The organism is Shewanella scandinavica (assembly GCF_031932065.1).
Classification (GTDB): Bacteria; Pseudomonadota; Gammaproteobacteria; order Enterobacterales; family Shewanellaceae; genus Shewanella; species Shewanella baltica.
Map to the genome: position 1 here is coordinate 81,862 of NZ_JAUOES010000003.1, position 23,334 is coordinate 105,195.

General features: G+C 46.9%; 21 protein-coding genes. 11 read left to right on the forward strand and 10 right to left on the reverse strand.

Features of this window, described 5'->3' with window-relative positions:
• The first annotated feature begins 138 nt into the window (after positions 1 to 138).
• Both prlC and Q4Q50_RS03120 read left to right on the forward strand, forming a co-directional pair.
• Positions 139 to 2,178 (forward strand): oligopeptidase A, encoded by a 2,040-nt coding sequence (prlC, locus tag Q4Q50_RS03115; protein WP_311898325.1) that lies wholly within the window; start codon positions 139 to 141, stop codon positions 2,176 to 2,178.
• A 184-nt stretch (positions 2,179 to 2,362) separates the two neighbouring features.
• Positions 2,363 to 2,893, forward strand: a complete 531-nt coding sequence (locus Q4Q50_RS03120) for a thioesterase family protein (protein WP_006079446.1) — start codon at positions 2,363 to 2,365, stop codon at positions 2,891 to 2,893.
• Between the two features lie 24 nt (positions 2,894 to 2,917).
• On the opposite strand, the gene Q4Q50_RS03125 is transcribed toward Q4Q50_RS03120, so the two are convergent.
• A complete protein-coding gene (locus Q4Q50_RS03125) occupies positions 2,918 to 3,565 on the reverse strand; it encodes a glutathione S-transferase family protein (protein WP_006079447.1) in 648 nt (215 codons plus the stop codon).
• Positions 3,566 to 3,772: 207 nt separating this feature from the next.
• Between Q4Q50_RS03125 and Q4Q50_RS03130 the strand changes: the two genes are divergently transcribed.
• The gene (locus tag Q4Q50_RS03130; RefSeq protein ID WP_012588905.1) at positions 3,773 to 4,462 is read left to right on the forward strand and encodes a DNA-3-methyladenine glycosylase I; all 690 of its coding nucleotides are present in this window, start codon (positions 3,773 to 3,775) and stop codon (positions 4,460 to 4,462) included.
• A gap of 132 nt (positions 4,463 to 4,594) precedes the next feature.
• Here Q4Q50_RS03130 and Q4Q50_RS03135 read toward each other — a convergent pair whose 3' ends face one another.
• Positions 4,595 to 5,341 (reverse strand): TorF family putative porin, encoded by a 747-nt coding sequence (locus Q4Q50_RS03135; RefSeq protein WP_311898327.1) that lies wholly within the window; start codon positions 5,339 to 5,341, stop codon positions 4,595 to 4,597.
• Between the two features lie 897 nt (positions 5,342 to 6,238).
• Between Q4Q50_RS03135 and Q4Q50_RS03140 the strand changes: the two genes are divergently transcribed.
• The 4 genes from Q4Q50_RS03140 (at position 6,239) to Q4Q50_RS03155 (ending at position 11,298) form a co-directional block, all read left to right on the forward strand.
• Positions 6,239 to 7,384 (forward strand): efflux RND transporter periplasmic adaptor subunit, encoded by a 1,146-nt coding sequence (locus Q4Q50_RS03140; RefSeq protein WP_311898329.1) that lies wholly within the window; start codon positions 6,239 to 6,241, stop codon positions 7,382 to 7,384.
• 9 nt (positions 7,385 to 7,393) lie between these two features.
• Positions 7,394 to 10,528: an efflux RND transporter permease subunit gene (locus Q4Q50_RS03145; RefSeq protein WP_311898331.1), complete on the forward strand. Its 3,135-nt coding sequence runs from the start codon at positions 7,394 to 7,396 to the stop codon at positions 10,526 to 10,528.
• A 145-nt stretch (positions 10,529 to 10,673) separates the two neighbouring features.
• Complete coding sequence (locus tag Q4Q50_RS03150) at positions 10,674 to 10,937, forward strand: hypothetical protein (protein ID WP_063882126.1); 264 nt, start codon at positions 10,674 to 10,676, stop codon at positions 10,935 to 10,937.
• A 37-nt stretch (positions 10,938 to 10,974) separates the two neighbouring features.
• A complete protein-coding gene (locus Q4Q50_RS03155; RefSeq protein ID WP_063882129.1) occupies positions 10,975 to 11,298 on the forward strand; it encodes a hypothetical protein in 324 nt (107 codons plus the stop codon).
• 74 nt (positions 11,299 to 11,372) lie between these two features.
• Here the strand turns inward: Q4Q50_RS03155 and Q4Q50_RS03160 are convergent, their stop codons facing one another.
• Positions 11,373 to 12,995 carry an AbgT family transporter gene (locus tag Q4Q50_RS03160; RefSeq protein ID WP_106648966.1) on the reverse strand — a complete coding sequence of 541 codons (1,623 nt, stop codon included), beginning with the start codon at positions 12,993 to 12,995 and terminating at the stop codon, positions 11,373 to 11,375.
• 563 nt (positions 12,996 to 13,558) lie between these two features.
• Here Q4Q50_RS03160 and Q4Q50_RS03165 point away from each other — a divergent pair.
• The 3 genes from Q4Q50_RS03165 to Q4Q50_RS03175 are packed head-to-tail and all read left to right on the forward strand — an operon-like array spanning position 13,559 to position 15,967.
• The gene (locus tag Q4Q50_RS03165; RefSeq protein WP_006084661.1) at positions 13,559 to 14,125 is read left to right on the forward strand and encodes a LemA family protein; all 567 of its coding nucleotides are present in this window, start codon (positions 13,559 to 13,561) and stop codon (positions 14,123 to 14,125) included.
• A 49-nt stretch (positions 14,126 to 14,174) separates the two neighbouring features.
• A complete protein-coding gene (locus tag Q4Q50_RS03170; protein ID WP_311898334.1) occupies positions 14,175 to 15,212 on the forward strand; it encodes a DUF3137 domain-containing protein in 1,038 nt (345 codons plus the stop codon).
• Entirely contained in the window at positions 15,212 to 15,967 is a 756-nt protein-coding gene (locus tag Q4Q50_RS03175; RefSeq protein ID WP_259582098.1) for a lytic transglycosylase domain-containing protein, read from the forward strand. Before Q4Q50_RS03170 ends, Q4Q50_RS03175 begins: the two co-directional genes overlap by 1 nt.
• Before the next feature lie 68 nt (positions 15,968 to 16,035).
• Here Q4Q50_RS03175 and Q4Q50_RS03180 read toward each other — a convergent pair whose 3' ends face one another.
• Together Q4Q50_RS03180 and Q4Q50_RS03185 are read right to left on the reverse strand one after the other, a co-directional pair.
• Positions 16,036 to 16,881, reverse strand: coding sequence for a 23S rRNA (adenine(2030)-N(6))-methyltransferase RlmJ (locus tag Q4Q50_RS03180; protein ID WP_006079458.1), 846 nt, complete (start codon positions 16,879 to 16,881; stop codon positions 16,036 to 16,038).
• Positions 16,882 to 16,973: 92 nt separating this feature from the next.
• The gene (locus Q4Q50_RS03185) at positions 16,974 to 19,238 is read right to left on the reverse strand and encodes a GGDEF domain-containing phosphodiesterase (protein ID WP_311898336.1); all 2,265 of its coding nucleotides are present in this window, start codon (positions 19,236 to 19,238) and stop codon (positions 16,974 to 16,976) included.
• Between the two features lie 266 nt (positions 19,239 to 19,504).
• On the opposite strand from Q4Q50_RS03185, the gene Q4Q50_RS03190 reads away from it, so the two are divergent.
• Complete coding sequence (locus Q4Q50_RS03190) at positions 19,505 to 20,251, forward strand: class I SAM-dependent methyltransferase (protein WP_012588899.1); 747 nt, start codon at positions 19,505 to 19,507, stop codon at positions 20,249 to 20,251.
• 109 nt (positions 20,252 to 20,360) lie between these two features.
• Here Q4Q50_RS03190 and Q4Q50_RS03195 read toward each other — a convergent pair whose 3' ends face one another.
• The 5 genes from Q4Q50_RS03195 to Q4Q50_RS03215 are packed head-to-tail and all read right to left on the reverse strand — an operon-like array spanning position 20,361 to position 23,325.
• On the reverse strand, positions 20,361 to 21,167 hold the full coding sequence (locus Q4Q50_RS03195) for a TonB family protein (protein WP_311898338.1): 807 nt from the start codon (positions 21,165 to 21,167) through the stop codon (positions 20,361 to 20,363).
• Positions 21,164 to 21,568, reverse strand: a complete 405-nt coding sequence (locus Q4Q50_RS03200) for an ExbD/TolR family protein (RefSeq protein ID WP_311898340.1) — start codon at positions 21,566 to 21,568, stop codon at positions 21,164 to 21,166. Before Q4Q50_RS03200 ends, Q4Q50_RS03195 begins: the two co-directional genes overlap by 4 nt.
• On the reverse strand, positions 21,568 to 22,038 hold the full coding sequence (locus Q4Q50_RS03205) for an ExbD/TolR family protein (protein WP_311898342.1): 471 nt from the start codon (positions 22,036 to 22,038) through the stop codon (positions 21,568 to 21,570). The genes Q4Q50_RS03200 and Q4Q50_RS03205 overlap by 1 nt, the downstream gene beginning before the upstream one ends.
• Complete coding sequence (locus Q4Q50_RS03210; protein ID WP_311898490.1) at positions 22,022 to 22,948, reverse strand: MotA/TolQ/ExbB proton channel family protein; 927 nt, start codon at positions 22,946 to 22,948, stop codon at positions 22,022 to 22,024. The genes Q4Q50_RS03205 and Q4Q50_RS03210 overlap by 17 nt, the downstream gene beginning before the upstream one ends.
• An 8-nt stretch (positions 22,949 to 22,956) precedes the next feature.
• Complete coding sequence (locus Q4Q50_RS03215; protein WP_259542453.1) at positions 22,957 to 23,325, reverse strand: DUF3325 domain-containing protein; 369 nt, start codon at positions 23,323 to 23,325, stop codon at positions 22,957 to 22,959.
• Positions 23,326 to 23,334: the final 9 nt, after the last annotated feature.

A 23,334-nucleotide genomic window follows, 5' to 3' on the forward strand; every position in this document is an offset into this window, starting at 1 on the left:
CTAAATGCGAACGAGTTCACTTTTTTTAAGCAGAAATAGCGTTAGCAAGGCGTTCGAAGGGGGCAATCGGTTTTCTCGCCTTGATAAATAGCCCGTTAGCCCTTATCTATAAGTGATACAGATTGTTGAGGAGTCAATATGAGCAACCCTTTGCTTAGCGGCGCAAAATTACCGCTTTTTTCACAGATTAAACCGGAACATATTCAAGTCGCCGTTGAGCATGCCATTGCTCAGTGCCGCACTAAGATTGATGAAGTGCTGCAGAATCAAGGTCCTTACACTTGGGACAACTTGGTCGCGCCACTAGAACAGGTTGACGATGAGCTAAGCCAAATTTGGTCGCCCGTTTCTCACATGAATTCAGTGACCAGCACCGATGAATGGCGCGCTGCTCATGATGCTTGTTTGCCGCTATTGTCGGAATACGGCACCTATGTTGGTCAACACCAAGGTTTGTATCAAGCCTATAAAGCCCTGCGTACATCGAATGAATTTACACAGTTAAGCCAAGCCCAGCAGAAGGTGATTGAACACAGCCTGCGCGATTTTGAACTATCGGGTATTGGCTTAGATGACGCGCAAAAAGTGCGTTATGGCGAAATGGTCAAACGTCTTTCTGAACTCACCAGTGGCTTTTCGAATCAATTACTGGATGCGACTCAAGCTTGGACTAAGTTGATCACAGATGAGGCTGAGCTTGCTGGCTTGCCTGAGTCTGCCAAAGCCGCCGCTAAGGCGATGGCCGATGCGCGTGAGTTAGACGGTTGGTTATTTACCTTAGATTTCCCTTCTTATTTACCTGTTATGACTTACAGCGAAAACCGCAGTCTTCGCGAAGAGTGTTACCGCGCCTTCGTTACTCGCGCCTCGGATCAAGGTCCTAATGCTGGCGAGTTTGATAACAGCCCGCTGATGGACGAAATCCTTGCTTTGCGCCACGAACTCGCATTGTTACTCGGTTTTGACAGTTTTGCCGACAAATCCCTAGCGACGAAAATGGCTGAAACGCCGGCGCAGGTGATGGCATTTTTAAACGAGTTAGCGCTGCGCTCAAAGGATCAAGCTAAGGCAGAAGTGGCCGAGCTGAGAGCTTTTGCCGAGACGGAATACGGCGTGAGCGAAATGGCCTCTTGGGACTTAAGTTTCTATGCCGAGAAGTTGCAGCAGCATAAGTATGAGATTTCACAGGAAATCCTGCGTCCTTACTTCCCTGAAGATAAAGTGCTCTCGGGTTTGTTCTACACAGTATCGCGTTTGTTCGGCCTTAAAATCGTTGAGCAAAAAGACCTTGATCGTTGGCATAAAGACGTGCGTTTCTTCGATATTTTCGACGAAACTGACGAACACAGAGGCAGTTTTTACCTCGACTTATATGCCCGCACAGGTAAACGTGGCGGTGCTTGGATGGATGACTGCCGCGTGCGCCGTCAAACCGCCGATGGATTGCAAAAGCCAGTGGCCTATTTGACCTGTAACTTTAATGGTCCGGTCGATGGCAAACCTGCGCTATTCACCCACGATGAAGTGACGACCCTGTTCCACGAATTTGGCCATGGTATCCACCACATGCTGACCAAAATCGATGTTGCAGGCGTGTCAGGTATCAATGGTGTGCCTTGGGATGCGGTCGAGTTACCGAGCCAATTTATGGAAAACTGGTGCTGGCAGGAAGAAGCCTTGGCCGAAATATCTGGCCACTTCGAAACGGGTGAACCATTACCTAAAGCCTTGTTAGATAAGATGCTGGCGGCGAAAAACTTCCAATCTGGCATGATGATGCTGCGCCAACTTGAGTTCTCGCTATTCGATTTTAGAATGCACCACGAATACGACCCCGCTAAAGGCGCGCGCATTCAAGAAACCTTAGACGAAGTGCGTCGTCAGGTCGCCGTATTAACGCCGCCAGACTTTAATCGTTTCCAACATGGTTTTGCCCACATTTTTGCGGGCGGTTATGCTGCGGGTTATTACAGCTATAAATGGGCAGAAGTGCTGTCGGCGGATGCGTTTTCCCGCTTCGAAGAGGAAGGGATTTTCAACCCTGAAACGGGTCGTCGCTTCCTGCACAATATCCTCGAAATGGGTGGCTCAGCCGAACCTATGGACTTGTTCAAACAGTTTATGGGACGTGAGCCGAATATCGATGCCCTGTTAAGACATTCAGGCATTGCTGCATAAGCTAGATAAGCAATTGTTCGCCTTGATAAATCAGCCCATTATAACGGGCTGATTTTCTCTGAGCATTTAGTTTTGCTAAACGATAAAAAGACGCCTTATGGCGTCTTTTTTGTGAGCTATATCTCGCTTGCCCTGTGGTATGACCTCTGTTAGCCTGTGGCTCTTATTCCAAGGGCGACTCGTTATGAATCTGTATTTTCGTTTGTTTTGGTTGTTATTTTGGCGCACGCGTCACTGCCGTAAGATCGATTTTCTAGGGACAAGCCGTATCACGTATCGTGCTTTACCGAGCGATTGCGATATCAATTTCCATCTGACTAACTCCCGCTATCCCGCGTTTATGGATCTAGCGCGGACTTATATGTTGGCCGAGATGGGTCTGCTGAAACGTTTCTTAAAGTTGAAGTGGATGCCGATAGTTAACGCCGCCGAATTTACCTATATTCGCGATATCAAGCCGCTAAAAACCTTTGAAATTGAAACCAAAGTCGTCGGTTGGGATGAGAAATATTTCTATATTGAACAACGCTTTGTGAGCGAACGTGGCCTGCATTGTATCGTGCATGTGCGCGGTGTGTTCGTGTGTAAAGGTAAGCAAGTGCCGCTCGATGTGTTAGTGAAAGAGGCGGGTTATACCGATGCTGCACCCGAGTTGCCGCCCGAAGTCGTGAAGTGGAAAGCGTTTTTGCAGTTGAAGAAAGAACGCAATATGTGATCTTGTTGAGGCATGACTTACCCGCTAAGGTATGCCTCTTATTCCCGCCGTTTCCTCCATTTCAGCCAGCAACACCTCTTCTTGTACTAACATCCAAGCGCCGCGCAATTGTGCCTGTTGCCAATAGCGCACGATTTCATCCAAATCCAATAGATTTAAGTGTTGAAAGCTATAACTTAAACAAGGGATTAGGGCGCAGTCGGCTAAGGTAAAACTGTCGCCGCAAACCCAATGGTGTTGCGTGAGTTGCGTGTCTAAGCGTTGAAATTGTACCAGTAGTTGTTTCTCTAATTGTTTGATTTCGAACTCGTTACTGTCCTCGGTATGCTTCAACTTTTCTAATTGAAATAATGGGTTATTAATATCATTGTCTATGATGCGATCGAACAAACGCACCTGTAAGTTGCGTTGCGGTTCTTGGGGCAGCAGCTGGGTACTGTTATTAAAATGCCTATCTAAGTATTCAATAATAATGCTGGATTCGGGAACAAGCAGCTCATCGTGGGTTTTGAGCAGGGGAACTCTCGCCTGCGGATAGGTTTGGTGAAATTCCTTGCGTGAAAAAGGGTCGCGCAGATCTATGATTCTGGGGTAGAAATTGGCCTGCTTTTCATAAAGTGCGATTAGCACCTTTTGTGAATAGCGAGATAAGGGGTGATAAAAAAGCTCCATAGGCACTAACTCCAAACCCTGAATTTTACTGACTTTACGCCTTAACTTTAGTCGTAATTAAGGTGCTTGCTGTAAGAGTTTTTCTAAAAAATGCAGGGATAAACACAATTTTTAGCTGCAAAGCCAAATGATCCATCAAGGATAAAAATCGGTATTATTAACGACATATCAAAAGTGTCGGGATTTAATCATTTTAAAGGTAATAATATGAGCCAGTTAGAGCGTTTTTCATCTATTTATGCCAGAGCCAGTGAGCGCAAAGGTGGGGCTACGGGACTCGAAGCCTTGTTGTCTGGTTGCCTGTCCGATGATGAAATTCGCCAGTATCGTGATGCTGAATTATTGTCAGCGATGAGCCGTCAGGTGTTTCAAAGTGGTTTTGTATGGCGGGTGGTTGTTAATAAATGGCCTGAATATGAGAAGTCATTCTTCGGATTTGAACCGCATAAAGTGTTGATGTTATCCCCTGAACAAATTCAAGCGCGGGCGAGTGATGCGACGCTGATCCGCCATCTAAAAAAGACCCAAGCTATTTATGACAACGCCTTAATGATCCACGATGTTGCTCGCGAACATGGCAGCTTGGCACAGCTGATCGCGGCTTGGCCGACGCAGGATATTATCGGTTTGTGGGCACTGTTAAAGAAACGCGGTACCCGACTGGGCGGCAACACAGGTCCTTATTTTCTGCGCGGCATTGGCAAAGATACCTTTTTGTTAACCGATGATGTGCAAGGTTATTTTAAAGCACACAAGTTAGTCGATGCGGGTTTTACGTCGCAGACGGCGCTTAAACAAGTACAAGCTGTTTTTAATCAGTGGCAACAGGAATCAGGGCGTTGTTTGGCCGACATCAGCCGTATTTTGGCTTGTAGCGTGGGGGATAATCGAATTTAGGATATTTAGATTTAGCATATGTAAGTGCAACATAAAAAAGACCAGCCGCGGGGCTGGTCAAGGCTCTATTTATCAAGCCACTGGAGTGCCGCAGGGAAGCAGCGGATGAGCGGGTAACGCGACGAACTACACTTAAAAACTTTTGCTGATGCCCACGACAAATCTGTCATCGAAAATTTCAGTCTGAGTGCCATAGACCTTGTGGTCGGTATCGACTGTACTGCCGTGGTAACGGACATCAAAATTCAACCCGTAGAATACTTTGCTTAGACCTAAGTTCCAGTGTCCCCAACCTTCGGCACCTTCACCGCTCAAGTCTTGATAACCGACTGAGCCTGAGATTTTTACGCCATTATCGAAGTTGTAGCTTGGGTGCAAGGCGTAGTTCACGCCGTGCCAGCCATCGACACCAAACCAGTCATCGACTGTGGGTGTGACTTCTAATTGCAAATTGGCGCGGCCAAACTGTTTGCCCACTTTGAGCCAGAGTTCTGTGTAGTTTGAATAGGATGCACCTGGGTAGAGGTATGAAAACAGCATCACATCATAGGTAAATCCTGAGTCGCCAAATTCACCGGCTTTGCCGATAAAAGGCGCGGTAACGATCTCTAAATTAGGATCGGCAAACTTAATGTTGGAGCTAAATACCCCGGCATACCAACCTTCATTGTGATTCCAGCTTAAGGTGCCTTGCACTACGGGGATATCGCCGTCTAAGGTTTCAGATTCACCGCGGAACACATAATCGGAGGCAAAGTTAACATTGGCATTAATCGTACCGCCAAAGAGCTGGTTGTTATCGGCCGCTTGAGCAGTCATAGCAAGGGAAAGTAACGCCCCACTGAGCAGAAATTTAGTGCGAGTCTTCATAATCATCATCTCAAAATTATTTCAAATTATTGGGAGTTGTTAGCGCACCATTATCGTAAAAATAACTTGTGAATAGCCGTGATGCTTGGAATGAACCAATCACGAAAATATGTGAATGAATATGAACAAATGCGTTTTTAAGCGAGGAATTTTTAGCTTTGTAAGCAATATTCGTCATTAAAGAAGTGTTAATTGTGGGAGTCTGAGTTTCATTTAATGGGGTATTAAACTGGATTTCGGGTTTGCTCCGCCTATGGCTAACCACTAAAATAACCCGCTCAGTATGATTTGAGACGGTTACTTTTATTGTTGTGGGTTTGACTCAAGCCATTGGCGCCGTATTTCGGCCATATGTTTGAGGTAACAAACTGCACATTAATCCGCTAAATGATGTTTTTACGCGTAGGCAGTCTGAAGCCAATTCCTTGTTTACTCTCTTTCGGTATTGTCAGTCTTGATAGGTCGTTTTTAGCGACTTGATGCTGAGAGTGGCCTGAGTAAAAACAACAGCGCTGCGTTTTCGTCTCTATGTACAAATTATTGCAACAAGTGGCGGTTAAGCTAACGCCATTGAGCTGTGGGCCTTGACCCACGGCAAGTTTAGAATATGAACAGATTTGCAACATATTCAATATGGAGTAGGCTTATTGGGTGTTTTACGGCATATCCCTCTAACAATGTTGCCCAAAGTTAACGGGATTCTTAAATCGAATAACAATTCGATGAATATAGTAATGCCGAATGAGTGAAAATTTTCATTAGTTTACAATTTAGTTTCGTTATCTTCCTTGTTGATTCATATAGGCTATGAGATAAATAACGGATTTGATTTTAGTTACAATTACGGCTCGTGTCAGCGCAATAAGTGTACTGGTATGTGGGCAGTTAATATTTGAAGGAGTTCTCATGCGGCAGACAATTAAACTTGCCTCAGTTATAAGCGTGGCGTTATGGATGGCAGCTTGCAGCCCTCAAGAAGAGAAAGCTCAGGCGGGCGCTGGCCCACGTAGTATGGAAGTGGGAATCCTTAATGTTGTTGCCCAGCCACAAGTGATTCAGGTGGAATTACCCGGACGCAGTAAAGCTTTCCTCGAGGCCGAAGTTCGTCCACAGGTGAGCGGTATTATCACTAAGCGTAGTTTTGTTGAAGGTGGCAATGTGAAACAGGGTGAATCCTTGTATCAAATTGACTCTGCAACTTATAAAGCCGCGTTAGTGAGTGCCAATGCCGATTTAGCCAGAGCCAATGCTGGTTTAGCCTCAGCAAAAGCTAAGGCTGCACGTTATCAGCAACTGGTGAAAACCAATGCCATCAGTAAGCAAGAATTTGATGAAGCTGAAGCGGCATATAAAGAAGCATTAGCGAATGTCACCGTGGCAGAAGCTGCGATTAACACAGCTAAAATCAACCTGCAATACACTGAAGTATTAGCACCTATCTCTGGTCGTATCGGTAAATCGAGTGTGACTGCAGGTGCGTTAGTGACAGCGAACCAAGGCCAAACGCTGGCGACGATTCAACAACTTGATCCTATCAATGTGGATATCGCGCAATCGAGTGCGCAGTTGTTACGTCTTAAGGCTAAGTTGCAGCAAGGTAAGCTACAAGCTTCAGAAAATGCTGATGTGCAGTTGTTGCTCGAAGATGGCACTCAATACAGCCATCTAGGTAAGTTGCAGTTCGCCGAAGTGAGTGTGGATGAAAACACTGGATCTGTGATTCTGCGCGCCGAGTTCCCGAACCCTGAAGGTATCTTGTTACCTGGTATGTATGTTCGCGCTATGTTGAATGCGGGCACCGATCCACAGGCTATCTTGGTTCCACAAAAAGCCATCACGCGTAACTCTAAGGGTCAAGCAGTGGCTATGGTTGTAAATGACCAAGGTTTAGTCGAATTGAAAATTGTGACGACCGCTGAAGTGATTGACAACCAATGGCGAGTCACTTCTGGTTTAGCTGTGGGCGATAAATTAATTGTGGAAGGATTACAGAAAATTCGTCCAGGCGCTCCAGTAACCACCAAAGTTATTTCTGAAACGCAAGCACAATAGGGCATAGCTATGGCACGTTTTTTTATTGATCGCCCCATCTTTGCGTGGGTGATCGCCTTGATTATTATGCTGGCGGGGATCCTCTCGATCCGCTCGCTGCCAGTGTCTCAATATCCTAACATTGCACCACCGACCGTGGTGATCAGTGCTAACTATCCTGGCGCTTCCGCTAAGATTGTTGAAGATTCTGTGACTCAGGTGATTGAGCAACGTATGACGGGTATTGATAACCTCCGTTATATCTCCTCAACCAGTGACAGTTTTGGTAATGCGTCTATTACCTTAACCTTCAACGCCGAAGCCGATCCGGATATTGCACAGGTTCAAGTTCAGAACAAGTTACAGGGCGCTATGACCCTGTTACCGCAAGAAGTGCAGTCGCAAGGGGTTAACGTTAACAAGTCGAGTTCAGGCTTCTTAATGGTATTAGGCTTCGTATCGACCGACGGTTCGTTAGATAAAGGCGATATCGCCGACTATGTTGGTGCGAACATCCAAGATCCTATGAGCCGTGTTCCTGGTGTAGGTGAAATTCAGCTGTTCGGTGCCCAATATGCGATGCGTATATGGCTAGATCCGTTGAAGTTGACTCAATATAACTTAACTAGCTTAGATGTTATTGCGGCTATTCGTTCTCAAAACGCTCAAGTCTCTGCTGGACAGTTAGGTGGCGCGCCATCTGTGGCTGGCCAAGAGCTGAACGCGACTGTATCGGCGCAAAGCCGCTTACAAACGGCGGAAGAGTTTCGCAAGATTATCCTTAAATCGGATATTTCAGGTGCAAATGTCTTCCTCGGTGATGTGGCGCGAGTTGAGTTAGGTTCTGAAAGTTATGCCGTGGTGTCACTGTATAATGGTCAACCTGCAACAGGGTTAGCGATCAAGCTGGCAACGGGTGCTAACGCGCTGGATACCGCATCAGCGGTTCGTGAAAAAATTGCTGAGATGAAGCCTTTCTTCCCGCAGGGGTTAGAAGTGGTTTATCCATACGATACAACACCTTTCGTTGAGCAATCTATCGAAGGTGTGGTGCATACCTTGCTTGAAGCGATCGTACTTGTGTTCGTCATCATGTACCTCTTCCTGCAAAACTTCCGTGCAACCTTGATCCCGACCATTGCGGTACCTGTGGTATTGCTGGGTACCTTTGCGATTCTATCAATGGCGGGTTTCTCGATTAACACCCTAACCATGTTCGCTATGGTGCTCGCCATCGGTTTGCTGGTGGACGATGCGATTGTGGTGGTGGAAAACGTCGAGCGGGTGATGTCCGAAGAGGGCTTAAGTCCACTCGAAGCGACGCGTAAGTCGATGGACCAAATTACCGGTGCCTTAGTCGGTATTGGTCTGACCCTATCTGCTGTGTTTGTACCTATGGCATTTATGTCAGGTTCAACGGGTGTGATCTACCGTCAGTTCTCGATCACTATCGTCTCTGCGATGGCGCTGTCTGTACTGGTGGCGTTGATTTTAACGCCAGCACTGTGTGCGACTATGCTCAAGCCAGTCAAGAAGGGCCATGGTCACATAGAAACAGGCTTCTTCGGTTGGTTTAACCGTACTTTCGACAAGCTGACTAATCGTTATGAGTCGAGCGTGGCTGGTATCATCAAGCGCAGCTTCAGAGTCATGACGATTTACGTTGTGCTGGTCATTGCAGTGGGTTGGATCTTCATCCGTATGCCTACCGCCTTCTTGCCAGACGAAGACCAAGGTATTTTGTTTACCCAAGCTATTTTGCCGACTAACTCAACCCAAGAAAGCACCCTAAAAGTATTGGAGAAAGTTTCTGATCACTTTATGGCTGAAGAAGGCGTGAGATCGGTATTTAGCGTGGCGGGCTTCAGTTTTGCTGGTCAAGGGCAAAACATGGGTATCGCTTTCGTTGGCTTGAAGGATTGGTCTGAGCGTGAAGCGCCTGGCATGGACGTTAAGTCTATTGCGGGTCGTGCCATGGGTGTGTTCGGCCAGATGAAAGATGCCTTAGTCTTCGCCTTCGTACCGCCTGCGGTGATAGAGTTGGGTACGGCGAACGGTTTCGACATGTACTTGCAGGATAAGAACGGCCAAGGTCACGAGAAGTTAGTGGCGGCACGTAACCAACTGCTGGGCATGGCGGCACAGAATCCAAATCTGGTGGGCGTGCGTCCTAACGGTCAAGAAGATGCGCCGATTTATCAATTACATGTAGATCACGCTAAGTTAAGCGCGTTAGGCATTGAAATCACTAATGTGAACAGTGTGCTTGCCACTGCTTGGGGTGGTTCTTATGTGAATGACTTTATTGACCGCGGCCGCGTGAAAAAAGTGTATGTGCAAGGTGATGCCCAGTATCGTATGCAGCCAGGAGACTTAGACTCTTGGTACGTGCGTAACAACAAGGGTGACATGGTGCCATTCTCTGCCTTTGCGACGGGTACATGGGAATTCGGTTCACCACGTCTAGAGCGCTTTAACGGCTTACCGTCGATGAACATTCAGGGTGCTACGGCTCCTGGGTTCAGTACCGGTGCGGCGATGGAAATTATGGAAGACCTTGCTAAGCAGCTTCCTCCTGGCTTTGGTGTTGAGTGGAACGGCTTATCGTACGAAGAGCGTCTATCGGGTAACCAAGCGCCTGCGCTGTATGCCCTGTCGATCTTAGTGGTGTTCCTCGTACTGGCGGCACTCTATGAGAGCTGGTCTGTGCCGTTTGCTGTTGTGCTTGTGGTGCCACTCGGGATCATCGGTGCCTTAGTTGCAATGAACGGTCGCGGCTTGCCAAACGACGTGTTCTTCCAAGTGGGGCTGTTAACCACAGTGGGCTTGGCAACCAAGAATGCCATCTTGATTGTAGAATTCGCGAAAGAGTTCTACGAGAAAGGCTCAGGCTTAGTTGAGGCGACCTTGCATGCGGTACGTGTGCGTTTGCGTCCTATTCTGATGACGTCCCTTGCCTTTGGTTTAGGTGTAGTGCCGTTAGCCATTAGCTCGGGTGTGGGTTCTGGTAGCCAAAACGCCATCGGTACTGCGGTACTTGGCGGTATGATGAGCTCGACTTTCCTAGGTATCTTCTTCGTACCATTATTCTTCGTGATAGTGGAGCGTATCTTCAGTAAGCGTGAGAAGAAAGGTAAGGAAGAGAAGCCAAGCTCAGCTGAATAAGCTCAGTCGTTTCTAAACTAAAGCCCTGCAATTGCGGGGCTTTTTGTTATTTAATTTTGCGATTTAATGCTGTTAGTTATAAAGATGGATAGGCACTGTGCGCGAGTTCTGGCATATTGTGCTTAGGCCGTTAAGGGGACGAAACATGGATGATGCAGCATTGGAATTGCAAAAACTAGATGCGCTACTTGCTAAGGGTAAGTGGTACTTTATTTTGGTCTTTGGCGTACTTTACTGGGGTATGCTGACGTCCCTCGTGGTCGCCTTAATCCATTATTTTATCTTGGGCGATCCATTCTGGGCGGAACTGCAAAGGGCACTCTATATTTATCCCATTAGCGGCATTTTATTTGGTTGGTTTGCGTGGGTGCAGATTCATCGTAAGCGAGATAAACTGCGCGCTCAATAGCATCAATAGTTCTGGTTAAGCTGAGTATAGGGGTGACATGGTGTTTTCGTGGGGTAATCTTGCCGCTAAGCAACTTATCGTTGGGATGATATGCCATAGTATCGCGCTGGCGTTTTTGGCCTATGGCGTTTATGCGTTTTATTTAGAGTCGCTTGCAGTGCCCGAGTTAACCCGTTGTGTTGGCGCTGGCGTGTTATTTGTGGGAATGGGATTAGCACCGCAATTCTTTTTTATGCCAGTAAGCCAAATCGTGTCGCAAGCCAAAGACACGCCAGAAAAATCCACACTGCAAACCTATGTGTTTAATCTCGGTCTTTTTTTGATGATCTGCAGTCTGTTAATGGAATGGCTATACGACTAAATCTACGGGTTTTAGTAGATCAACCCGATAAAGCAAGGGCGTCGACTTGATCATCGACGCCCTTTTTATTGCGATTAAGGCGTGTAGTAAGTTGCAGCGCCCGGCCCGACGGGCAGACCAAAACCAAATACCCACAGGAAGAAGAACGCTGTCCAACCCACGAAAAACACCAGAGTGTACGGCAGCATAGTGGCGATCAGCGTGCCTATACCGAGGTTTTTCTGGTAACGACAGGCGACCGCTAATATCAAACCGAAGTAGCTCATCATAGGCGTGACTAAGTTAGTCACTGAGTCCCCAATACGGTATGCCGCTTGAATCGTTTCGGGCGCATAACCGACCAGCATCAGCATAGGCACAAAAATAGGAGCGGTAATGGCCCATTGCGCCGAGGCGCTGCCGAGCATCAAGTTGATAAAGCCGCAAAGCATAATAAAGAACAGGAACACAATAGGGCCAGTCAAGCCTATGGATTGCAGTCCATCGGCCCCTAACACTGCGAGTACCGCACCTAAATTACTCCAGTTGAAGAAGGCGACAAACTGCGCGGCGAAGAAGACGAGGACGATATACATGCCCATAGTGCTCATGCTGTGGGACATGGCATTGATGACATCTTTATCATTTTTGATGCTGCCCACGACTTTGCCGTAAATAAAGCCCGGTATGGCAAAACAAATAAAGATGAAGGCGACTATACCCTTGAGGAAGGGCGAACCTGAGATAAGGCCAGTTTCTGGATGACGCAGCGGTGCACCTTCGGGGACGACTGAAAGCGCTAGGATAACGGCGAGCACTAACATAGATAACCCTGCCCATTTTAAGCCACGCTTTTCAATCGCACTAACGCTCTCCATTGATTGCAGTACGGTTTCATCCGCATCTTCACCTTGGTATTTGCCTAACTTAGGCTCGACGATTTTCTCGGTAACAAAGGCGCCGAGGAAAGTGATCACAAAGGTGGAAACAAACATGAAGTACCAGTTCACTTCTGGGCCGACGTTGTACTCAGGATCTATCATGCGCGCAGCTGCTTCGGTTATGCCAGATAATAAGGGATCGACAGTACCCAGTAACAAGTTAGCACTATAGCCTCCTGAAACCCCTGCAAAAGCTGCAGCCAAACCCGCCAGAGGATGGCGACCTAGGGAATGGAAAATCATCGCTGCCATAGGGATCAATACTACATAGCCAAGCTCGGCGGCCGTGTTGGACATAATGCCGGCAAAGACTATGGTCACAGTAACCAATCGCTTTGAGGCGCCCATGACTAGGGCGCGCATGGCGGCGGATAATAAGCCAGAACGCTCAGCAATCCCGACGCCAAGAAGTGCGACGAGCACAGTGCCAAGCGGTGTAAATCCGGTAAAGTTAGTCACCAAATGCGACACTATCATCCGCAAGCCTTCGGCGTTCATTAGGCTAACCACATGAATTAACCCGTCTGCACTGCGGCCATGGGAGCCAACGGGCCTTGGGTCGACAACGGTTAAACCAAAGTAACCCGCGATGCCTGAAATAATGACCACAGCAACACAGAACAGTGCGAAAAGGGTGATTGGGTGGGGAAGAAGATTACCTAAGCGTTCAACAATATTGAGAAAACGCACAAACCAACCACTGGTGCTGATATCGCCATGTTGTGGATTTGGCTCAGGAGCCTTTTTTGGGGGGATATCACCGGAATTAAAACTCATCGTACTTCCTTTATGTCGACCTTTGCGCAGCGCACTATCTTTTACCCTAGAACTGGCGCGAGGCGTTGCCGACGGCCGATGACGTGGCTGAGGGAGATTACTCTGGCTGCAAATACTCTGGGTGAAAGCTAAGGTAAAAGTTAAAAAATTAGCCGGAAAGTATGATTGTTAAGTTTTAATTGAAACTTAAATGTTGCGATGGGCGATGTTGAAGCGGTTAGGAAAAAATAGGATAAAAAAATGGACTCTCGAGGAGTCCAGTATTCACGAGCAAAATTGGATGCTCTAATGTTGTGCCATAACACTATAGACCTTGTTTGCTGTATCGGAGCTGAATATTGTTAAATTTCTATTTTTATAGTGCTTTTTAATTCACATGAACAAAGATTATGGCCTAAAGTGGGATTTTGCTGGTGGTCGAAGCTCTAGATAACTGCTTCTACTGTCGCCAGCTCTGACCAGCGAATAATTTCATCGACTTAATCTGTGCCATAGGTGAAATTTCCACTCATTTATGATTAGCTGTATCCTGTTAACAAGAATAAGAAACCTAAGGATGGAAGATGGAAAAATTGTTATTGGGATTAACGCTGATTTTTATCGTGACCTATCTTTGGTACGTCAGCTTAGTCAAAAAGCGCAATACCGCACTCGAGGCCCTGTCGGGTATTGATGTACAACTTACTAAGCGTGCCGATCTTGTGCCTAATATTCTAAAAATCGCTAAACGATTTATGGATCATGAAAAGTCGTTGCTCACTGAAATCACCGAATTACGTACTCAGCTTAGCCGTAATTATAACAAGGCTGATCCGAGTGCCGTTAAAGAGCATTTAGTTCAGGCTGAGCAGTTGAACGACAAAATGGGCGCCTTGATGGTGAATGTGGAGAACTATCCTGAGCTCAAGTCCGACAACACTATGCTGCAGGCGATGCAGACCTATAACGAAGTCGAAGCGCATATCTCCGCTGCGAGACGTTTCTATAATTCGGCAGTGTCAGAGCTGAATACTGCTGTTGAAATCTTCCCTGGCTCGATTATCGCTTCAATGGCGAGTATTAAAGTTATGCCTTTTTATGAAGGGAGCGAAGCGGCAAAAGCGCCCATAGATGCGGCCGAATACTTGTAAGCCTAGCTGTGCAGGGTGAGCTATCACCCTGCAATACTATGATATCAATATGAATATTTTAACCTTCATTTTAGGTAGCCCGATTCAAACTTATCGGGGTCATGTTGGTTTGTCTGCGGATTTGGATGAACTTCCTCAACTCGAAGCGTATTACGAAGAACACCTCGCCCCCATTAGTCGTAAATATGAAAATAAGCGTGTGGCCTGTCTTAAGGCGGCGCGTAAACGTTTATATTTGAGTTTAATGATAGTGCTTGGGCTGAGCTTGCTCACCGTTATTGGCTACTACAGTGGTCGCGCGTATTTCCCGCCTTTACCCTTGCTTGCCTTAGTTGGGTTGAGCTGGTGGAGCTTTGCGCCGACTCGAGATTTTAAACATTTGGTTCAGCGGGATATTTATCCACTGATGTTTAAATATTTCGGTGATGATTTTGTTTATAGCCGTGAAATGCGCCTCGATATGAATCGACTTGTTGCGGCTAAAGTGTTGCCGCAATACGATAAAGTCAATTTCGGCGACTATATTCAAGGCCGCTATAAAGGCGTTGAGTTGACGATTAATGAGCTCACCTTGACCAAGAATGTGCAAGTCGAAGAACTGGATGCCAGCACCAATAGGCGCAGAACCGTTACCCGCACCGAAACCCAGTTTAGTGGCTTAGTGGTTGAGCTGAGTAGCCATAAAGCGTTTATCGGCCACACTGTGGTGCTGAGGGATCGCGGTGGTTTAGCGAATTTCCTGTCCGACAGCCATGCTGGACTAGTGCGAGTCAAACTTGAAGATCCGCAATTTGAAAAAGAGTTCGACGTGTTTTCAACGGATCAAGTGGAGTCTCGCTATTTGCTCAATACGGCATTTATGGAGCGCTTACAGGAACTTGCTAAGCATTTTGGCGGAAATATTCAATGCGCTTTCTTTCGCAATAAGTTGATTATGTTCCTACCAAATCGCAGAACGCGTTTTCAAATGCAGTCCATTTTTAATGGCGCGACCTTTTCAGCAGAATTTAGTCAGATAAACCGAGAGATGAAGCAACTCTTTGCTATTATTGAAGTACTTAAACTTAATCAGCACACGGGACTTTGATGTTGCTCACTCGCTCAGCACCGACTCGTACACAAATGGCAGCGGCCTTTTTATCGCCTCGCCGCCTTGCCGTGTTGGGTCTGTGTTTATGGCTGATATCGAGTCTGATGACGAGTATAAAAGCGGAGGAGGCGAGCGTTAAAGCTAAGCCGCGTATCGTTGCCAGATATTCAGAGAGCGGCATAGTCAGCCGTGAAGGCTTAGAAAAACTCAAGATTTATCAATACCAACAAGCCAATGGTGTCACTGTATTTACCGACAAAGCCCCTGCCAATAACCCATATCAAATTCTGTTGTATGACTGTTTCGCCTGTCGCCCCGACTCGACTATAGATTGGAATGGTATCCGTTTATTTACCGCCAATTACGATGCCCTGATCACCCGTGCTGCCCATAAACATCAACTCGACCCCGCCTTGATCCGCGCCGTGATCCACGCAGAATCAGCCTTCAATGCGCGTGCATTGTCGCGTACTGGCGCGATGGGATTAATGCAATTAATGCCTGAAACGGCCAAAGAAATGGGTGTAGCAAATGCGTTTTTACCCGAAGAAAATATCTTAGGTGGCAGTAAGTATCTGGCGCAAATGCTAAAACAGTTTAACGGGGATGTGGCCTTGGCTTGCGCGGCCTACAATGCGGGGCCGACAACTGTGGTGCAGTACAATGGCATTCCGCCCTATCCTGAAACCCAAGCTTATGTTGAGCGTGTTAAAATTCTATTGAAGCGTTATCGCGAGCAGAAGGGCGTTTAGCTGTAGACTTTGTGAACTTAAATCAAGCGGCGAAAACCTGAGATCATCGCCGCCATTTGAGTAGAAGGTTATTCGCCGACTTCCCATTTTACTGTGATATTACCGTCCGCTTGTCCGAGCGTCTTACCTAAGTAATCCATTAATTCGGTTGCGATTTCATCTAACTGCCAAGGCGGATTAATGATCCATAACCCTGCCGCTGTCATGCCAAACTCATCCGAATCGGGTTTAATCGCCTGCTCAATTCTCAGCTGACGTTTAATGCCACTGCTGGCGAGACGCGATAACATGCCTTCGGTCTGAGCGCGATTTACCACGGGATACCAGAGCATAAACACGCCCGTAGCAAAACGTTTATGCGCTTTGATCAGGGTTTCGGCTACATCTTGGTAATCGGTTTTCATCTCGTAGCTAGGATCGACAAGCACCAGAGCGCGGCGCTCTAAGGGTGGCACTGCGGCGATAAGGCCTTTTAAACCATCACCTTTGATTACTTTAACTTGTCTGTCTTCGCAAAAATAATCGTCCAGCAACACATAATCAGTGCTGTGCAGCTCGTGCAGTACCATGCGATCTTTAGGCCCTAATTCCATATCTATAATGGCGGGCGAACCTGGGTAGAAGTTGAGTTCGTCAGGATTTTCTTCATTAAAATGACGTACAGCGGCGACATAGTCCTGCAGCGATTGCGGCAGATCAGTTTTATCCCAAAGCTTAGCTACACCTTCGAGGTATTCACCGGTTTTTTGTGCAAATTCATCGCTTAAAGCATAACCACCCGCACCCGCATGGGTATCGATATACACGAGTGGTTTGTCTTTCTTGTGCATCAGCTGCAAGGTTTGAAGCAAGATGGCGTGTTTCAACACATCGGCATAATTGCCAGCGTGATAACCATGGCGGTAACTTAACATGGGGGATCCTAGTAATTTGCAAACAAAGCAAAGAGAGGCAAATGCCAGTCGCTAATTATACCTGCGATGCTTGTAGGCGTAAATTTAATGCCTCAGTTGGCGCTCTGTTTATTAGCAAACCAGTGTGTGGGGGTTTGCATTTGAAAGGTTTTCAGCCATAGATTCGCAGGTGCGGGTTTGCCAAATAGATAGCCTTGAAATTGTTCACATCCTAACGCTGTGAGTTGCAATAACTGGGCTTCGGTTTCGATACCTTCGGCAATGACGTTGAGTTTTAAGCTATTGGCTAACAGGATGGCGGCGTTAACAATTTGGGTATGGCGTTCACTAATGCCCATTTGACTGACAAAGTAACGGTCGATTTTAATTGTGTCGGCACTGATATCAATGAGCTGGCTTAATGACGCATGGCCAGTGCCAAAATCGTCAATGGCGATAGAAACCCCCATGCGAGCTAAGGTGTTTAGGCGTCGGCCCGTTTCTTTATGGGTTGAAAATACAGAGGTTTCAGTAATTTCAATTTCCAACAATGGGATGAGTTGAGGATGATTCATATAGGTTTGGATCAACACTTTAAAGAAGCGATCCGACAGAATATCTTGCCCAGATAAATTAAAGGCAATCCTAACCAGAGGCACATTTTTAGGCCAAGAACGGATCAGTTGTAGTAATTGCCTGAAGACTTTTATCGCAAAAATCGCCTGCAATTGAGATGACTCTATGATGGGGATAAACGTGTTCGGCATGATCATAGTGCCGTCTTCGTCAAACATTCTGGCTAGCGCTTCAAAGCTAATAATGTGGCCATCGGCCATCACTTTAGGCTGGAGCCACATTTCAAGGCGATTATGTTTTAATGCGTCACGAATTCTGGCTTTCTGTGATGAGGCTTCGAGAAGATTATTAATTAAACCAATGTAATACACCATTACTGGGCTAGCTTGGGTGGTTTGTTTTATGGCAATTAAACATTGCTCTGCGGCTTGCTGCGGTGAGGCCTTATTGCCCGAACTGCAACCGACTCGGCACTCGAGATGATATTCAATCTGTTGTTCTTGTTTGAGCTGCAGGTTTGTTGGAATACGCTCGCGTAATTGTAGCGCGAGGTTTTCGGGGGAGATCAGCGGCAGACTGGTAAACTCAAGCGCAAACGAGGCTCCCCTAAACCGGTATATTTTTGCGTGATGCCCAAAGCGATTTTTGAGTTCGGTCGCAAAGGCTTTTAGGATGGCATCCCCGACGCTGATACCGAATGCCGCATTGATTTGACTCAGATTATCAATTTTGACTAAGGCGACTGTCATATCCAAATGGATCGTACTTGGGGCTGGGTTATACCAGTGATTCTCGTTGGGTAATCCGGTCACTAAATCATAGAAATGTGTGCTGATATGGTGCTTTTTAAGTCGGCTTAGTTCAATCGCATGGTTTGCCTGTTCTGTGACATCGTGGCAGTGAAACAACAAAGTGTCATGGTGCTCTAATGAGGCTTTCTGCAGCAGATATTTAATACTGTTATTGTTCTTTAAATGGGTCGGAAACGCGGCCGCCAGTAAATTTGTGCTGGTATCTTCGGTAAGTTCAAAAATGTCACATAGGCGAGTGCGGTTTAGTGTGACCTCTCCGGCGATTTCTTTGGCCGCATTATTCAGGTTGAGGATCACGCCGTCCTCATTACAGAAGAAGGACGCGGTACCATTATTTTCAAAGATTTCAGCATATTGATCTAAGGTACGTTGCAGATCATTTTGATGCTGGATCATTTGCTGCGCATGGACTTTCTGGGTTTTTAGCAGGCGCATCGCCGACAAAGGAATACAGATATTAAAAAAGACAAACAGCAAGCCATTCAGATAAGCGTGGGTTGCAGGCAGACTGATATCAATATCAATAATCGGGGGAATATTTTGGTTGCGCAGCAGCAGTAAAAAAGGCAATACATTAAAAAACATCATGATAACGGCTACTTTTCTGCCAAATAGAAAAAGCGCCATTAAGGGAAGAGTATATAAGAAGGTAATCCCTGCCTGGGATAAGTTAAAGTCTGGGATAAACAAGAGTATAGAAATACAGGCGGCAATCACCATGGCCAGCAGGCTAATTGAGCTGGCGAGTAAATATTTGCGGGTAAACCATAAAGTTAAGAAGAGTACGGTTAAAAAACTGACCGTAATGCAGATAATGAAAGCGAGGTTTAACTGATACGCAATTAAAGAGCTATGCAGCACTATGCTAGCGGTCAACATCGCGCCACTGAGCAGAATGATCCGCAATAAGCTGGTTTTTAATATTGTTCTATCAGGATTTAAAAAGTCTCGATCTCTAATAAACAAAAAACCTTTCAGCCATTGAAGCAAAAAGAGTCCTTATCCCATACGGAAGTCACGCAGGTTGACTGGGGATATAACATATAACATAAATCACTTAATTGTTATACAAATAGATTACTGTCTTTATAAATCAGTGTATTACAGTGTGATGCCTGTTTGAATCTTTAAGGGTGCACTGCGACAAGTTGACTAAGATAGTGATGAGTTTGGTGATGTGATTTGCTGACTGGCATATTCATAAACCAGATTTTTAGGCATAATGGCCATCATTTTCGTTGGTTAGAAGACAGCCTGTGACCCCGATTTTTTTCAATCAGCAATACCCAACACTTGTGGATATTTGTGCACGTTGGCAACTCGTCTACGATGCGAATGCGACCTTTGAATTGCGTTTTGAATCAGATACTTTATCACTGCATAAACGCGATGAGCCTAAGCTCGATGGCATAGTGGTGGACTTTGTGACTGGTGCCGTCGCCCATAGACGTAAGTTCGGTGGTGGTCGCGGCCAATCCATCGCTAAAGCCGTGGGATTAAAGCAAGGGGTAATGCCAAGTGTGGTTGATGGCACTGCGGGTTTAGGACGCGATGCGTTTGTGCTCGCAAGCCTTGGTTGCACTGTAACTATGGTTGAACGTCATCCTGTGGTTGCGGCATTGCTTGAAGACGGCCTGCGCCGCGCCTATCAAGATGCTGAAATCGGCGATTGGATGCGTGAGCGGATGCGCCTGTTCCATGGTTCGAGCCTCGAAGCCCTATCGAAATTGGCACTAGAGGTGGATGTGGTGTACCTCGACCCTATGTATCCCCACCGCGATAAATCGGCCCTCGTTAAAAAAGAAATGCGTGTATTCCAATCCTTAGTTGGTGCCGATTTAGACGCCGATGGTCTACTAGCTCCCGCTTTAGCCTTAGCAACTAAACGTGTCGTCGTTAAGCGCCCAGATTATGCCGAAGATTTGGATGGGGTTAAGCCAAATACTGTTATCGAAACTAAGAAAAACCGTTTCGATGTCTACGTAAAAGCCGCGATGAAATAGGGTTTATACCTATTTACATGATTGCTCAGACAAACAAGCAAGGCACTCATTAAATATGATGACCATATCGATAAGTTTGTCCGCTGGATGTCCCATTTCACGGCGCAGCTTAACGTAAGAAAAACTGCACTGGCACAACAAGTTCTAACGTCTCGTTTGGCATTGTATCGGGTATGGCAGGTAAGGGCTGGGCTCGCTCCAACATTTTTAGTGCTTCTGCATCTAATGTTTGATAGCCCGAACTTTGCTCAATTCGACTCGCGCTGACTCTGCCTTGACGATCTAACACAAAATACAGCATTACTGTGCCTTGCTGTCGTCGATTACGTGCCGTACGCGGATATTCCTTATGTTGCTCTAACCAAGCTAATAAAGTCGCAGTGTAGTCCTGGGTATCGCCAAGCAAACCTCCGCCAGTCATGTTATCGCCGCTAGCCGCCTTATTCTGTTCTGCAGAATGACCTTCACCGTTTTGACCTACTTCGTTGGCAGACGCTGCTAACGCTGTCGGCGATGGGGTTTCGGTTGGACTGCTATGCTGCTCATTCACCTCGGACTGAGTTGTTAGCTTATGTTGAGGCGTTGGCGCTATGGGTTTAGGTTTGGTACTTAGTGTGGGAGTTGCTTTCTTTGTTATGGGTGGCAGTCGTGCTGGTTTATCGAGTTGCTCTTTAATGGGCTCAGATTTTTGCTCAGCTACTGGCGCCGTCGTTTGTGGCATAGCACTCACTGCGCTACCTGCAGGCCCTAAGGAAATTTCAATCCCTCCGTTGCCAACCGCTTTAGCCTGACCCGTTGGCGTTATTACTGCTGGTGACCAAAACACTGCAGCCGTTAAGGCTATGTGCAAAAAAGCCGCTAACAGCAAAGCTATGCCGCATTGCGCTATGTTCGGCGCGAACTCTTGGTCTGTCATTTGGCCCCCAGCTCAGTTAATAAACGCAGCTTTTTAACGCCTACGCCATACAAGGCTTGGGTAAAATGTACGAGCTGGTTTCCCGATAACTCACCATCAACTTTCAGCGTGACTTGGGTTTCTGGCTCGGCGGACAGCAGCATATTGATGCGTGCTAACAGTTCTGCTTCCGTAATCGGTTCATTATCGAGTGCGAGCTTGTTTTCATGGCTTATTAGGATGAGCACGGCATCCGGTTCATCTACGCCATCACTTTGCGAGACCGGTAGAGTGACATCAAACGGCGCTGTCACTGAAAGGCTACCTGCGATCATAAAAAAGATTAACAGCAAGAACACCACATTAATCAGCGGCAAAATACGTTCTTCGGTTTGGTCTGGCCGACGTTCAGGAAAATGCATTAGTGGCTGTTCTCCATATTATTGCCGTCCGCTTTCGTCGCAGTAGCGGGTTGCCAATTGGAGTCTTCTACCAGTGTTAGCGGCGCAATCCCTGCGGCATTAAGTGCATCTAATACCTGCACTAACCTTTGTACTGGAGTATCCGCCTGCGGCTGTAGGCTCACCATTTGGCTTGCAGGCTGGCGCCCTTGTGCTTTTTGCTGTAATGCTTCCAGTGTGATCGTTTCGCCGTTTAGTTGTAGTTGGTCTGCGCTAATTTGTACTAAAAATGGCGCTTGCTCAGCGGGAGCGGGGCTACCTGCCGTGCTGGTATCGAGCGCCACAGTACGCCAGTCTAGAAAACTGGAAGACAGCATAAAAAACACCAATAGGATAAACACCACATCAATGAGTGGCGTTAAGCTAATCACCGCTTTACGTTTTGAAGGATGAGCCGTGAGTCTTGGTCGTTGACTAAATGGCGCTTGCATGGCGTGCCTGTTTGTTACTGGCTGTGAGTGGTGTAACCACAGTGCTTGGCGCTTGATAAGTGCTGGTCGCTGATAACTCTGGGGTAAACAGTTGCGTCACTAAGTTATCCATTTCATGTGCGAGGTGATCGACGCGCCGCTCCAGATAGTTCAGCAATGCCACCACTGGGATAGCGACACACAAACCGACCGCTGTGGTGAGCAAGGCTTCCCAGATCCCGCCCGATAGAATCGCCGGATTCACTTTATTACCCGCCGCTTGGAGTTGTTGGAAGGCTGCGATCATACCCATTACCGTGCCCAGTAATCCCAGTAGTGGTGATAATGAACCTATGACCTCTAGCGGGCGCAATCCGCGTCTTAACTGAAATAGCGCATTACAGCCATAACGCAGTACTTCTTCGCGGACTAAAGATTCAGGCAGTTGGCGTGTGATGCCACGAATTGCTTGTGCCATTGCCTGTGCTGTGGGATTGCGGCTTACTGCAGCAAGCTGTAATGCTTCTTCCTGCTTGCCTTGTTGCCATAGCGCTAATGCCTGCCTTGCGGGTTTACGTTGCCACAGTCCGGCTCGTTGAAACTGGATAAGTTTCATCAGCACAATCGTCATCGCAACCAATGACATCAGCAGCAATATCACCACTACTGTGCCGCCCGTCTCCAGCAGCGCGAGGGCATCGTTCCACCAAGTCGATGTTGCTAACACATCTGTAGCGGAAGCTTCCTCCGTTGGCTGTTGCACACCCGAAACTACCGTTTCAGGTACTGAAGACAATTGCTCAATGGCATGAGTCTCAGTGTTGAGCGGTAACGTGGCTTGGCTGTTATCGGCACTGGCATTTTCCTGCGCCCAACCGGTGAGTGGTAAAGTAAGTAGTGCCAATGAGAGTAAAACGGCTTTCAATATCATCAATTTTATCAACCTTTAACTTGATTCATTTTATGGTTAACTCGCCCTGTATCTGGGTAAGTGAAGGAGAATAATTTACCTGCAGGCCGTAACCAGCGAGGTCGCCAAGCTAAGGTTAAAGCGATGGCAAGTGCAGCCATGCCAATCATTGTTATCCAGAGCAGGCTGCCAAAGCTGACACCGTCGCGCACCAGCGACAGTGCTAAAGATATGCTTAGCATCAAGATGCCTAGGCTGCGTAGGAGCAACACCTCCCTTTGAGTGGGTAGCGCCTTATCGAAAACAACGCGCCAATGCCGTACTTGGCTCAGGGCGAACAAAGCAAAGCTGAGGTAGGCCGTGCTAAATATGGCGACTAACAGCAGGTCTTTAGGCATTAATCCTCT